This is a genomic window from Francisella sp. LA112445 (assembly GCF_012224145.1).
In the GTDB taxonomy this organism is placed as follows: Bacteria; Pseudomonadota; Gammaproteobacteria; order Francisellales; family Francisellaceae; genus Francisella.
The window spans coordinates 1,840,057-1,854,167 of record NZ_CP041030.1; the positions used below are offsets into that span (position 1 = coordinate 1,840,057).

Sequence of the window (14,111 nt, forward strand, 5' to 3'; positions counted from 1 at the left end):
TTGGCCTCTAAGATATACATCTCAGCATAAATAATTTATTATTATTCGAATCATTAATAATGATTTTAAAAGAGAATTTCGTGAACTCTACTTTAAGTGATTTTTTTCTAAATCAAGCAAAGCAAACGCCTAATAATATTGCTATTACAGACTCAAATATAGAATTAACATACCAACAAACTGCTAATCATGTTAAATTTTTAGCACAATATTTACAAAATAAAGGATATGGGCCAGAAAGCATAATCTCTATATATAGCTCAAAACGCTATGAAATTATTATAGCTTTTTTAGCTATCTCTAGCTTTGGTGCAAGCTGTGTTCAGTTAGATAAATCTTTCCCTCTACCCTTACTAAAAGATATTATTGAAGATACTCAATCAGATTTAATATTATGTGATGAAATACCTGATATAAAGACTGTAGAGTGTTTTAACTATATCAATATAATTAATCAGTATAACCTAGAGGATATACAAAATTTCAATCAAATTTCTGTCGATCCTGAAAAAGGATTTTGGTTGGTATATTCATCTGGTACTACTGGTAAAAATAAAGGTATATCCATATCCCATAGAGCAATACTATCTTCTTATGAGATTAGAGAAACAGTCAAAGCATATAATGAGAATAGCTCAATTGGCTGTAATATTTACTATCTATGGGAAGCTTTTAGACCTCTAATCAAAGGAGGAAGAACTAATATTATTCCTGATGATGTGCTCTATGACTTCAAAGCACTATCACAATATATTATAGATAAAAAAATTAATGAGATACTCTTTACGCCATCATATCTAGAAACACTACTTTCAACATCAAAAGATATTGCTAAAGAAATATTTAAAAATATAGATACTTGCTGGCTTAATGGTGAAGTTGTATCTAGTTGGTTACAGCATAATTTAGAAGAGTTCATGTCTGAGACAAACATCTATAATTTATACTCAATCTCAGAATGTCACGATGTAGCCACTTATAAATTACATAGAAATGATAAAAATCTAGAAGCTGATGGCATTGTACCTGTAGGACATGTACTACCTAAAGTAGATGCTATTGTTTTAGATGATAATAATCAAATGGTCAAAAATGGCGATAAAGGAGAAGTCTATATCCATGCTATAGGCTTAGCTAATGAATATATAAATAGACCAGATTTAAATAAAGAGCGTTTTATTGAAGCTAGTAATAGTCCTATTGGTAAACGTCTATATAAAACTGGTGACTATGGTAAATTATCTGAAGATGGTCAACTAATCACAATATATGGTCGCTGTGACTATATCATAAAGCTGCGAGGCTATACACTTTCACTACCTTTCATAGAATCAGTTATTAAAGACAAGCTTGATATCATGCATTGTGTCGTTAATAAAACTGGTGAGACTCGAATGTCAGAATATCTAGTTGCATATCTAGAAATACCAAGCGATAAACAACAAAGTTTTCGTGAAAAATGGCAACTTAAAGATAATAAACCTTCAAAAGCACTTCTTGACAAAATATCACCTTTCCTAGCACATTATATGCTTCCAAAACATATAGTTCTTCTTGATGAGATCCCTCTAAATAGGTATTCAAACAAATTAGATAGAAATAGTTTAACTCTCGATGATAAAGCTGTTTATGTTGAGCAGGAAATAAAAAATATTGAATCACTAGATGATTATAAATTACTTTGGGCAAATATCCTGAATATCTCAAAAGATGATATTAATACAGATAGTTGTTTTTTTGAGCTTGGTGGTTCTTCATTATCAACGATGTTACTAATAAGCAAACTTAAAGAACTTGATTTTGAAGTTAAAATAACTGATTTTATTGCAGCAAGTCAACTTAGTAGTAGCTATAATTTATTATCAAAATCTTCTAAAGGTTCTGAGCAAAATCTCTCAAAATTAATTCTAGATGATGTTGATAATTTATTTACAGATTTAAAGCCTAAAATACAAAACCTTAAACAAGAGCTAAACGAATCATCTAAAAATATACTTCTTACTGGAGTAACAGGCTTTCTTGGATCTCATACTCTTAAAACATTAGTTGCTAATAAAAATATAGAAGCTATTTATTGTTTAGTTCGCGCTAAGAACCAACAGCAAGCAGAAACTAGACTAGAAAATATCCTTAAAAAACTCAATATTGAAAAATCTCATAAAATTGTTTGTCTAGGTGGAGATATTTCAGCAAAAGAATTTGGTTGGCAATCAGGAAAGTATCTAGAGTATGCTAGCAAAATTGATACTGTAATTCATACAGCTGCATCTGTTAATTTATTACTTCCATATAATGCTTTAAGAAGTAGCAACTTTATTGGAACCGCAAATATTATTGATTTTTGCTCTACAAGTAAAGCAAAGCACTTAGTCCATATATCTACAAATGGTATCTTCCCTTTACACCTTAACAAAAAGTTTAGCGAAAACCAAAATATCGAATGGCTAGACTCATTACAATCAGGATATTCTCAAACTAAATGGGCTGCTGAAAAACTAATTCATAATTCAGTAAAAGAAGGCTTAAATGCTACAGTACTAAGGCTAGGCAATATTTCACCTGTATATAATAATTATATTAATGATTCAGATACAAACTGGATACTAATTAAAGAAATAAATTCTCAACGAAAAATACCAACTGATATAAATCTAGAAATGACTCCTGTTGATCACATTTCTAAAATTATAGAGCACCTTGTCTTAGAGAAGCATGCTGATAGATATATCTACAATATAACTAACAAGAATTTCCTTAATGCACAAACATTAGCAAAAGTTTCTAATTACGAGATTATTCCTTCAGATACTTGGAGCAAATCAATTACTGATAATTCTGCTAAATACTTAGCTTCTGACCATGCAAATATTGATGCCTCAATAAACTTATATGATAGGTCAAATTATGAATCACTAATGTCAAAGATAAATATTGATTATCCAGAAATAACTGAAAGCTACATAAATAAAATTTTCCTAAGGAGAGATAATGAATCTACTCAAAGATAAACATATTCTAATAGTTGGATCATCTAGCGGAATGGGCAAAGCTATAGCTGAACTATGTCTTACTAAAGAAATGAAGATATCTCTATGCTCTCGCCGCAAGACAAATATCACAGGCGATAATGTTTTTTATCAGTCTGTAGATATTCAAGAGCTAAGTTCTGTGGAGGATCTTATCACTAAATCTATAGAAACCTTTGGCGAATTTGATTATATAGTCAATTGTGCTGGGGTAATGTACTATCAATGTATAGAAAATAGAAATTACGAAGAGTGGATGAAAACTATAAATACCAATGTAATTGGTTTTACAAATCTACTTTACGCAGTTCTACCATCGTTAATCAAAAATAAAGGTATGCTTATTAATATAACTTCTGATGCTGCTAGACAAGCTTTCCCAGGACTTGCGATATACTCTGGATCAAAAGCATTTATGGAATATACCCTAAGAGCAATCCGTCAAGAGCTTATAGATAAGGATGTTAGAGTTATAAATATCCAACCAGGCAATGTTGCAACACCTCTACAGAATATGTCTTCTGATCATGATGCTGTCAAAAAATATGCCAGTAATGACTCTAAATGTTTTATAACACCTCAGCAAATAGCTGAAACAATAGTATTCGCCATGAATCAACCCAAAAATGTCGCTTTAAATGAAATCCTTATAGAACCTCAAAAAGAACCTATTAGTGGTTAATAAAAATCTATAAAATAAATTATTAACTTGTAATAACTACCTCAATTCGCTAAAGTATTGTAAATTTTTATAAATATCGGTTATACATTTGGATTTTAAGAAAAGAGCATTTCTTTTTGGCGCTTTATCAGGCATTTTCTGGGGACTTGATTATACATTAGCAGGACAAGTTCATACTTTATTAACTATGACTTTCTTAGTTTCAATGTGGCTAACTTCTATTCATGATTTAGGAGTTGCTGGAACTATAGGAGTTATTTCCAAATCATCCGTAAAAAAAGTCAAAGATCTAAAACCATGGCAAATCATAAGTATTTGCTGTATCCCTCTACTAGGTGGCTTAGCAATGACTATGTATATGCTTTCAACCAAAGATATTGCTACAGGAACGGCTATTATAATATCTTCATGTTATCCTGCAGTAGGGATGATCGGAGCTAGAATATTTCTTAGAGAATCACTAACAAAACTTAAGATAATAGGATTTATAATAGTTGCCATAGGGATAGCCTTGACAGCCACAAATGAACTCGGAGACAAAGCAAATGGATTAACTGGTCTATTTTTTGCAATCTTAGCTGCAGTATTTTGGGGGTTAGAAGGAGTTATTTATAAATTAATTCTTAATGCTAATGTTGAGGTTAACACTCTGCTTTTCTTACGTAAAATCTCAACAATATTTGTTTTTTTACCAGTCACATGGCTTGTAATAGATACTGTTAACATTTATATTTTACTTCTAATTCTTGCCATTGGAATTATTGGATATATCGCTGACTTATCATATATGCAAGCTTTTAAACACTCTAATGTAACGCTGGCAATGTCATTAAATATTACTTATATTATTTGGGGGCCTCTATTTGCATTTGTGTTATTTGATCAGGATATTAATGTAATTATTATGATCATTTGTGCCATTCTAATTTTCTTAGGAAACTTTTTAATCTTTAAATCAAAATCAGTATATTAAAATACAGAATTCTCACCATATAGATAGTTTGGTAACTGAAAAGTATTCAGTGTATAACCACCTGTCAAATCAGAAGATTGGTCTCCTATTGAAATAAGCACCTTATAGCCTAAAGACTCTATATATGCTCTTCTTTCAGCCTTAAAATTTTTAAAATCTTTAGAAGAATATATTGAGATATCTCTTGGAAAGACAAATACATCCTCAAAATCAACATATCCTGCATTTTGTAATGCTTGCTTTGTTGCATTTAAATAAGTTGCAAACCTAGCACTAATAAAAAATACTTTAATCCCTTTATTAATACAGTATTGATAAAAATCCAAAGTTGGCTTTATTGGTTCAGCATCTGTCTTAGCAATTAGCTCATTCCAGATGTTATGATTTTCCTCTTGAGGAAAGCCAACATCCTTAAGCGATTTATAATGATTTAGAGATGTCTCATCAATGTCTAGAACTACAGCACAGTCTTGTAAAGATACTTGTGAATCGATTACTTTTTTTGCTTGTTCAAGGATTTCTCTGACTTGATTGCTATGAGCATCACTCTCATAGAAAGAAATAACATTTTGCTTTGTCATTTTTGAGATTTACTTTAGGCCTAATTCTTTTAATCTCTCGTCTAAAAACATTCCAGCTTGAGGGTATTTATCAGATAAATAGACTTCAGATTTTGGATGAATAAAGCATGGTGTTGAAATTCTATCTAAATTTTCAACTTCACCTTCTGGCTTGACAACTCTATGTTTAGTTGCAATATATTCACCATGTGTCATTTCTTGTAGCATATCACCAATATTTATAACTAGTGATTCACTATCACATGGCACATCAAACCATTTATTACTTACAGGTGATAAAACTTGTAGTCCTGGTGATGAGGCTATTGGCAGTAAAGTAATTAGATTAATATCTTCATGCGCTGCAGCTCTAACAGCTCCAGGCTCTTCATCTCCTTGCATAGCAGGATAGTGTAAGATTCTAAGTAGTGTATTCTCATAAGAAACAGTATCTCTTAATCTTTGAGGAAGCTTATTTGCAACAGATGGATCCATATGATCATCTATCCACTGTAAAAGTGTTTCACCTAACTTCATCATTTTTTCAAACATCTCACGAGCAGCATTACTAACTTCTGTAGGATATCTACCATTAGGAAAATATAAGTGATAAAAATGCTTAATATCTTTTACAGTTTCACCTTTTGCAACTTCAGAAACATCCTTAGGAAAATAACCATCTTGCTTCTCAACATCAAACATATATTTATCAGCATTACCTGATTTTAAAAACTCTTGCCATTCTTGATAAACTGTTTGGATAAGATTCCAATCAATCGGGTGGGTTTTAAGAACTGCAAAACCAGTTTCCTTCAAAGATTTTGTAAATTCCTCAGCTGCATTATCTGCATAATAGTCAACACTACGAATATTCATTACTACTCCATTTATTTTAAGAGAAAACACTCAAATTTCAGTACGTATTATAACAACAATCACCTGCTGTTGCATCTTTTAGATTACCTCTAATAGCTATTTTAGAAAGACTGTTTTATTTTGTTTTCAAGAACTTATCTTTAAGCTTTTTTAACTTTGTCCAAAAAGAAACTTCAACCCTATCTAATAGTTGAGCAAATCTTCTACTAATTGCAATAAATGGCAATAAGGCTATCATTATGAATAATAATCCTGGCCCAGGAGTAAATAACATAATTATACCTGGAATAAACACTAAAAATGATATAAATAACAGTAATATTAGAATAAATGGATTAGATAATTTTTTTCGAGTATATCTATGCAGTAGATAAAAGCGTTTACCCCTATTTACTGTGAAAAATTTTCTAAACTTCAATATATCACCTTATCAGTTAACCTAGAATAAAACTATTGCAATATCCCTAAAACCATATGATGCATAAGTTATTATAAATAAGACATACTACGCTTTCATAATAGATTCATTACATTTGTATCATTACAAAAGATCTTTTTAATAGCAATAATTATTTAGCCTCGAGGATGGTGCTTTTGATATATCTCTTGTAAACGATTTTGTGATATATGTGTATATATCGTGGTTGTAGAAACACTACTATGACCAAGAAGTAATTGTACAGACCTCAAATCAGCACCATGGTTAAGTAAATGAGTCGCAAAAGCATGTCGTAATGTATGCGGCGATATTTGAGTGCTTATACCTGCAGTAAGAGAGTAGTTTTTTATGCGATGCCAAAATGATTGGCGTGTCATTCTTTTAGAATGCTGACTAATAAAGATAGCTTTCTCTTTAAAATTTTTAGCCAAATTAAGACGAGACTCTGTAAAATATTTCTGTAAAAACTCTAAAGCATATTCTCCCATTGGAACAATTCTCTCTTTAGAACCTTTACCTAATACTTGAATCACTCCGATATTAATATCAACATTTTCAACATCTAGCCCAACAAGTTCACTAACGCGTAACCCTGTTGCATACATTAACTCAAGCATCGCCCTATCTCTAATTCCAATATCTAAAGTTAAATCAGGAGCTTGTAGTAATGCTTCAACATCTGATTCTGTCATATCCTTAGGCAGGCTCTTAGCTAACTTTGGCATAGTTAACTTAGCAGTAGGATTATTTTCGGTTTGACCTGTCCTGACTAGCCAAGCATAAAATTTACGCAAAGTAGATATCATTCTTGCATTAGAACGGCTACTATAGCCATTTTTAGAACGATATGAGATAAAAGCATATAGTTGCTCAAAGTCTAAACTAATTAAGTCAGCTTTTGAGAAATAATTTTGAAGAAATTTAAGATCTGTACGATAAGATGAAATAGTATTTTGGCTTAAACCGTACTCAAGCCAAAGGTTATCAAGAAAAGTATCAACGATTGTAGACACTTTTTGACTTTCCTAAAATTATACTTTTTCTTTAATTCTAGCAGCTTTACCAGTAAGACCTCTCATGTAGTATAGCTTAGCTCTACGTACATCTGCTCTCTTCTCTACAGTGATACTATCGATCAATGGAGAATGAGTTTGGAAAGTTCTTTCAACACCCATACCTGAAGACATTTTTCTTACTGTAAAAGCAGAGTGAAGACCTCTGTTTCTTTTTCTAAGAACGAAACCTTTGAAAGCCTGGATTCTTTGCTTATCACCTTCTCTAATCCATAGATTAACTGTGATTGAATCACCAGGATTAAACTCTGGAAGATCTGTTCTGATTTGTGACTTTTCTACTAGTTCAACAAATTTATTTTTCATTATTATTCTCCTTTTGTGCTTACCTTATCTATTTTATAATCATTTATAATTTGCTTATCTTCTTCAGATAGGCATAGGCACTCTATTAAATCTTTACGACGCTCATAAGTTCTTATTAACTTCTGTTTACGCCTCCATTTTGCTATTTCTTTATGATTACCAGACAACAAAACACTCGGCACTGCATTACCATCAGGTAAAACAGCTGGCTTTGTATAATGTGGGTAGTCTAGCAGACCATCATAAAAAGAATCTTCAATAGCAGAATCTTTATTACCCAACACTTCTGGCAATAGCCTAATTAGACTATCCATAACAAGCATAGCAGGGAGCTCACCACCACTTAAAACAAAATCACCTACTGAGATTTCCTCATCAACATAATCCTGTATCAGGCGCTCATCAACCCCTTCATATCTACCACAAAGCAGTATCAGTGAATCATTTTCTAAAAGCTCTAAAGCCCTCTTATGATTAAATACACCACCTTGAGGTGACAAGTATACTACTTTTGTATTACAACCTAAAGTACTTTTTGCATCTTTAATAGCTTTTGATAAAGGTTCATATTTCATAACCATACCAGCTCCACCACCAAAACTAGTATCATCTACAGTAGCATGCTTGTCTGTCGTATAGTCACGAGGATTAAAACAATCTATAGATACCTTTGCATCATTAACTGCTCTAGCTGTAATCCCAAAATCATTTATTGCTTTAAACATTTCTGGGAATATTGATATTATGCCAAATTTCATTTTTATAAATCTCTAACTAAATCAGCTCTAATTTTAGTCCCTAGAACTAATAAACACAAATATTTGAACTATTTAAAGGAGTATATTCTGTAGCGACAGATCATTGATCTGTCATAATAACTGACTGCACAATGTGCTATCACTACATTAAAATTATTAAAATTAGATTTAATAATCGTATTCCCAATCAACAACTATTTTCTTTGAATCAAGATCTTCACTAATAATATACTGCTTAACATAAGGAATTAGATACTCGGAAGATTCTTTTTTACAAACTAACACTTCATTAGCACCAGTCTCTATAAGATCTACAATCTCACCAAAAGAATCATTATTAGTATTTACAACGCTACAACCGATAAGATCCTTAAAGTACGCTTCTCCATTACCTAACTTAGGTAGAGCCTCTTTAGGAACACCAATCAAAGCATTTACATATTTTTTTGCTATTTCAGCATCATCAATATTAGCTAGTTTGATATAAAGCTTATCAGCTCGTCTTAAGACACTTTCACCTTTAAGTGGTTGCCAAACATTATTAGCAGGCAATTGGATATACCAATCACCATAACTTAAAAGAGTTTCAATTGAATTTGCCAAAGGATACAAATTAAGCTCACCATCAAGCTTATAGGTAGAACCTATTTTAGCTATTTCTACAAAACCCTGTGACATAAAAGATAATTATTTTTATTATGAAATTTTATTAAGCAGCTTTTTTAGCTTCTTTGATTAAGCTAGCCACTCTGTCTGAAGGTTGAGCACCTTTAGCAAGCCAAGCTTCTGCTTTAGCAACATCAAGCTTTAATCTCTCTTCGCCACCTTTAGCTAATGGGTTAAAGAAACCTAATCTTTCGATAAATCTACCATCTCTTGGGCTTCTTTTATCAGCAACTACGATTCTATAGAAAGGACGCTTTTTAGCTCCACCACGAGCCATACGAATTACTACCATTTATTGTTCTCCGGTTTTATATTTTTAATCTTTTTTAAATATTTAAATTTAACAACCAAGTCTAGCAGCCATAAACTTAGCAAAAATTTATGCAAAAATTTAATAGCAATACTTTAAAGTCTCTCGACTAAAAAGTCAATAGTTGACTTAATATAAACATAAATATATAATACCCGAAGTCGCTGTATTTAACAAACAACTTGCTTGCGACACTAAATAATAAGCTAAAGCGTTTCTATTAATTTTCTTAAAAATTTCCTAGAAACCTTTTGACTAAACAAACTAAAAGGGAAATATTAAAAAATGTCAAAGAACTATTTATTCACTTCTGAGTCGGTATCAGAAGGACATCCTGACAAGCTTGCTGACCAAATTTCAGACGCAATATTAGATGAAATACTAAAACAAGATAAAAATGCGCGCGTAGCATGTGAAACCTTAGTAAAAACAGGGATGGCACTAGTTGCTGGTGAGATATCTACTTCTGCATGGGTAGATATCGAAGAACTAGTTAGAAATGTTATTACAGAAACAGGTTATGATAATGCTAATAAAGGAATCGATGGTAGAACATGTTCTGTCATTAATGCTATTGGTAAACAATCTGGCGATATCGCTCAAGGTGTAGATCGCGGATCTTTAGAAGACCTTGGAGCTGGTGATCAAGGGTTAATGTTTGGTTTTGCAACAAATGAAACACCAACTCTTATGCCTTCAGCTATCTACTATTCTCACTTATTAATGAGAAAACAAGCAGAACTTAGAAAATCAGGCAAATTAGCATGGTTAAGACCAGATGCAAAAGCTCAAGTAACTCTTGCTTATGAAAATAATAAACCTAAATTTATTGATACAATTGTTTTATCAACTCAGCATGATGAGTCAATTTCTCAAAAAGAATTACATGATGCTGTAATCGAAGAGATTGTCAAAGAAGTTATTCCTGCTAATCTAATCACAAAAAATACTAAATACCACATAAATCCAACGGGTGTATTCCTAATTGGTGGTCCTCAAGGTGATTGTGGTCTAACTGGTAGAAAGATTATTGTTGACACTTATGGTGGTGCAGCTCATCATGGAGGTGGTGCATTCTCAGGTAAAGATCCATCTAAAGTAGATCGCTCTGGTGCATATATGGGTAGATATATAGCTAAAAATATAGTTGCTGCTGGTCTAGCAGATAAATGTGAAGTTCAAGTTGCATACGCTATTGGTGTTGCAAAACCTGTATCTCTAATGGTAAATACTTTTGGTACTGGTAAAGTTGAAGATAATACTATTGAAAAACTTGTTAATGAAGTTTTTGATCTTAGAGTTGGTAAGATTATTGAAAACCTAGATTTACTAAACCCAATATACAGAAAAACTTCAAACTATGGTCACTTTGGACGCGAACTTCCTGAGTTTAGTTGGGAAAAAATTGATAAAGCAGATACTCTTAAATCTTTAGCTAATATTTAATCTTTATATTTTTTTTAAAAAGTATCGAACTCATTATAACTCTTTTAAAATTCTCATTTTTTCACTAATAAAACTTATTATAAAATATATTCAATAGTGAACTTTAGAACTATATTTTCAATTGAAAGTATAATAACCTTTTTAAACTATCCTAGATAAACAGAGTTATAGTCTATATTTAAAAAAGTAGTACTGATCAAATAGCTATTTACTAGGCCTCATGGTTAAGCTTGATGGAGCAACAGTACTTTTTATATGGTTTTATTATAGAAGCTGGCCTTAATAAGAAAAATTACATATATTGTTAATCTGGATGTTATTTAAAATCATTTCGACATAGACAGCTTAAATAAGCTTAAAAATAATAAGTAGAAAGAAAGACGAATTAAATTTTTGATTAATTAAGCTAGAGTGCTTGCTTTATAATTTTTCTTAGCTTCAACAAACTCGATTTTTAAATCTTTATATTTTGATTTAATAGCTTTAATATCAGCTTTAGATAAAACATTCTCTTTCTTAGCTTTAAGATACTCTTGCTTAGCGTTATACATGTTTTTAACGTTAGCAACTAGCTTAGTATATTTTTCTTCTATACCAAGATGGAAAGTTTTATTCTTTTTAGTTAGAGCTTCATCTAATTTAACTTTAGCTTTTGCAATTTCTATCAAGTGCTTAGGCGTTGTTTTTAGATCATAACACCAACCCATCTTAGCAAGACCCGCTATAAGCCATTTAGAAGGGTCTAAATCAAACCATCTAATACCATTTCTATAGTCACCTGCAAAAGCATGATGATAGTTATGATACCCTTCACCGCCTGTTACAATCGCAGTAATCCAACTATCTCTAGCAGTATTTTTTCTAGAGTAAGGTCTCTTACCAATAGTATGAGCCAATGAGTTGATACAGAAAGTCGCATGGTGCACAAGTATCACTCTTAAGAATCCGCCTAAAAGTAGGAAGCTTACAGCACTATGCCAAGCAGCTGTGAAAGTATGTCCACTCAAGAATCCAAATATAAGTCCAGCTAATGCAGGTAAACCAAAACATGCTAATATTGCTAGAATAGTATAATGTTTATGTTGAAATACTAGTGCTCGATCCTTCAAAAGATCATTTACACCACGAATTTCTTGTACATCAGGACTACTGTGTCTAAGCAACCATCCAAAATGCGAGAACCAAAATCCTCTTGTAGCTGCATACGGGTCTTTGATAGGATCATCTACATCTTTATGATGCTTCCTATGGTCTGAAGACCACTGTATTACACTGTTTTGTAATGCTGCAGTTCCGAAAACTAAAAGGAAATAACTAACAAACTTATTCGCCTTATATGTTTTATGCGACCAAAGTCTGTGATACCCCATTGTAATACTAATACCCGTTAAAGCATAAAATATAGCTAAACAAACATAGTCTGAAGCTACAAAGCCGTATGTCATACCATACCATGGTATTACTATTACCGCAAATAGAGGTATTACTAATAATCCAAAAACACTTTTCCAGACTATACTACCTTCTTTTTCTATTGTTTGGTCTATTTTGTAGACCTTATTTTTATTATTCATTTAGAACCTTTTTATCCCTTTTTGAATTGAATCCACTTTATGTGGATGTTGAAAACTTTCTTAATTGCAACATAATAGTACCATATTTTGTAATTTTTTGATAGTGCTTTGTAGATGTCTAAATTGCTGATCTAGCTTTAACATCAATTTCTAAACTGGAATCCTTAAAACCATTATCATACCTATAAGCACCCGCAAGAGCTATCATAGCACCATTATCAGTACAGTATTTCATAGGTGGGAAAAATACTTGATAACTATTATTTTTTGATAATTTTTCTAATCTTTGACGTAATAATTTATTTGCACTTACACCACCAGATATAACTAATCTTTTATTTTTTGTTTGTTTTAAAGCTTTATTGCATTTTGACACTAAAACATCTATAGCTGCATCTTGAAAAGCATAACAAAGATTTGCCTTATTTTCTTGAGATTTATCTTCTTCTGAATACCAGGTATTTAGAACTGCTGTCTTTAAGCCACTAAAACTAAAATCAAGATTTGGCTTATTTTTCATAGGTCTTGGCAGCAGATATTTTTTCTTATCTGTCGCTTTATCTGCTAAATTAGCAACTTCAACTCCACCTGGATAAGCCATCCCTAAAAGTTTTGCTGTCTTATCAAATGCTTCACCTGCAGCATCATCTATAGACTCACCAAGTAAACTATATTGACCAAAACCTCTAACTTCAAATAATTGAGTGTGACCTCCTGAGACTAGCAACGCAACGAAAGGATACTCAATATCACTATCAGTATCTAAAAGAGGCGACAATAAATGCCCTTCCAAGTGATGGATAGCTATAGTATCAATATTATGAATAAAGCCTAACGTCTTAGCAAATGTTGCACCAACCATAAGCGCACCTACTAATCCTGGCGTAGCAGTATAAGCTATACAGTCTATATCATCAAAACTAAGTCCTGATTCTCGAAACAATTGCTTAGCAAGAACATTCAACTTTGCAATATGCTCACGAGATGCTAACTCTGGGACAACTCCACCATATTCTTTATGTAGATCTATTTGACTATATAAAGCATCCGCAACTATTTTTTTAGAACAAGAATCATAAATAGCAAGCCCAGTTTCATCACATGAGCTTTCTATACCTAAAACAAACATTATTTCTTAGCGCCACCACTTGTCTTAGTTATTTGAATAAACTTTGTTATAAATGAGCCTAATATAAGCCCAAGAACAAATGCAATAGACATTAGAACAATAAGTGGCAGTGTTGTAGTACCAAAAATATAATCAAAACTTACTCTATCAGTATTCAATATAGATAGCACTACTATAAGAATTATAACTATTCCAAAAAATATCTGCCAGAAGAGTTTTGCTAACATACCAAACATTTACCATAAGTATTAATAAGTACAATATGACTTATATTATAATTTAAAATGTTTGAA

At 31.8% G+C, this 14,111-nt stretch carries 15 protein-coding genes; 4 read left to right on the top strand and 11 right to left on the bottom strand.

Annotation, left to right across the window (positions count from 1 at the left end; all coding sequences use genetic code 11):
* Positions 1–80 precede the first annotated feature (80 nt).
* From FIP56_RS08920 to FIP56_RS08930, 3 genes are all read left to right on the top strand, one after another.
* Positions 81–3,008 (top strand): SDR family oxidoreductase, encoded by a 2,928-nt coding sequence (locus FIP56_RS08920; RefSeq protein ID WP_245323071.1) that lies wholly within the window; start codon positions 81–83, stop codon positions 3,006–3,008.
* Positions 2,989–3,708: an SDR family oxidoreductase gene (locus tag FIP56_RS08925; protein WP_192578563.1), complete on the top strand. Its 720-nt coding sequence runs from the start codon at positions 2,989–2,991 to the stop codon at positions 3,706–3,708. Before FIP56_RS08920 ends, FIP56_RS08925 begins: the two co-directional genes overlap by 20 nt.
* Before the next feature lie 88 nt (positions 3,709–3,796).
* Positions 3,797–4,681 (top strand): DMT family transporter, encoded by an 885-nt coding sequence (locus FIP56_RS08930; protein WP_192578564.1) that lies wholly within the window; start codon positions 3,797–3,799, stop codon positions 4,679–4,681.
* Here FIP56_RS08930 and FIP56_RS08935 read toward each other — a convergent pair.
* From FIP56_RS08935 to rpsP, 8 genes are all read right to left on the bottom strand, one after another.
* Positions 4,678–5,262: an HAD family acid phosphatase gene (locus FIP56_RS08935; RefSeq protein WP_192578565.1), complete on the bottom strand. Its 585-nt coding sequence runs from the start codon at positions 5,260–5,262 to the stop codon at positions 4,678–4,680. The two genes, FIP56_RS08930 and FIP56_RS08935, sit on opposite strands and share 4 nt — an antisense overlap.
* Before the next feature lie 9 nt (positions 5,263–5,271).
* Entirely contained in the window at positions 5,272–6,117 is an 846-nt protein-coding gene (locus tag FIP56_RS08940) for an isopenicillin N synthase family oxygenase (protein WP_192578566.1), read from the bottom strand.
* A 115-nt stretch (positions 6,118–6,232) separates the two neighbouring features.
* Positions 6,233–6,412 carry a PGPGW domain-containing protein gene (locus FIP56_RS10365; RefSeq protein ID WP_348633320.1) on the bottom strand — a complete coding sequence of 60 codons (180 nt, stop codon included), beginning with the start codon at positions 6,410–6,412 and terminating at the stop codon, positions 6,233–6,235.
* Between the two features lie 278 nt (positions 6,413–6,690).
* The gene (xerD, locus tag FIP56_RS08950) at positions 6,691–7,569 is read right to left on the bottom strand and encodes a site-specific tyrosine recombinase XerD (protein ID WP_192578567.1); all 879 of its coding nucleotides are present in this window, start codon (positions 7,567–7,569) and stop codon (positions 6,691–6,693) included.
* Positions 7,570–7,587: 18 nt separating this feature from the next.
* On the bottom strand, positions 7,588–7,935 hold the full coding sequence (rplS, locus tag FIP56_RS08955) for a 50S ribosomal protein L19 (protein ID WP_013922421.1): 348 nt from the start codon (positions 7,933–7,935) through the stop codon (positions 7,588–7,590).
* A 2-nt stretch (positions 7,936–7,937) separates the two neighbouring features.
* Complete coding sequence (trmD, locus tag FIP56_RS08960; protein WP_192578568.1) at positions 7,938–8,693, bottom strand: tRNA (guanosine(37)-N1)-methyltransferase TrmD; 756 nt, start codon at positions 8,691–8,693, stop codon at positions 7,938–7,940.
* Positions 8,694–8,861: 168 nt separating this feature from the next.
* The gene (rimM, locus tag FIP56_RS08965; RefSeq protein ID WP_192578569.1) at positions 8,862–9,371 is read right to left on the bottom strand and encodes a ribosome maturation factor RimM; all 510 of its coding nucleotides are present in this window, start codon (positions 9,369–9,371) and stop codon (positions 8,862–8,864) included.
* 31 nt (positions 9,372–9,402) lie between these two features.
* Positions 9,403–9,651, bottom strand: coding sequence for a 30S ribosomal protein S16 (rpsP, locus tag FIP56_RS08970; RefSeq protein ID WP_040009129.1), 249 nt, complete (start codon positions 9,649–9,651; stop codon positions 9,403–9,405).
* Between the two features lie 303 nt (positions 9,652–9,954).
* Here rpsP and metK point away from each other — a divergent pair, with 303 nt between their 5' ends.
* A complete protein-coding gene (gene metK, locus FIP56_RS08975; RefSeq protein ID WP_192578570.1) occupies positions 9,955–11,115 on the top strand; it encodes a methionine adenosyltransferase in 1,161 nt (386 codons plus the stop codon).
* A 401-nt stretch (positions 11,116–11,516) separates the two neighbouring features.
* Here metK and FIP56_RS08980 read toward each other — a convergent pair whose 3' ends face one another.
* The 3 genes from FIP56_RS08980 to FIP56_RS08990 form a co-directional block, all read right to left on the bottom strand.
* Positions 11,517–12,689 carry a fatty acid desaturase gene (locus tag FIP56_RS08980; protein ID WP_192578571.1) on the bottom strand — a complete coding sequence of 391 codons (1,173 nt, stop codon included), beginning with the start codon at positions 12,687–12,689 and terminating at the stop codon, positions 11,517–11,519.
* Positions 12,690–12,807: 118 nt separating this feature from the next.
* Positions 12,808–13,818, bottom strand: a complete 1,011-nt coding sequence (gene tsaD / locus FIP56_RS08985; protein ID WP_192578572.1) for a tRNA (adenosine(37)-N6)-threonylcarbamoyltransferase complex transferase subunit TsaD — start codon at positions 13,816–13,818, stop codon at positions 12,808–12,810.
* On the bottom strand, positions 13,818–14,054 hold the full coding sequence (locus tag FIP56_RS08990; RefSeq protein WP_192578573.1) for a LapA family protein: 237 nt from the start codon (positions 14,052–14,054) through the stop codon (positions 13,818–13,820). Before FIP56_RS08990 ends, tsaD begins: the two co-directional genes overlap by 1 nt.
* Between the last annotated feature and the right edge of the window lie 57 nt (positions 14,055–14,111).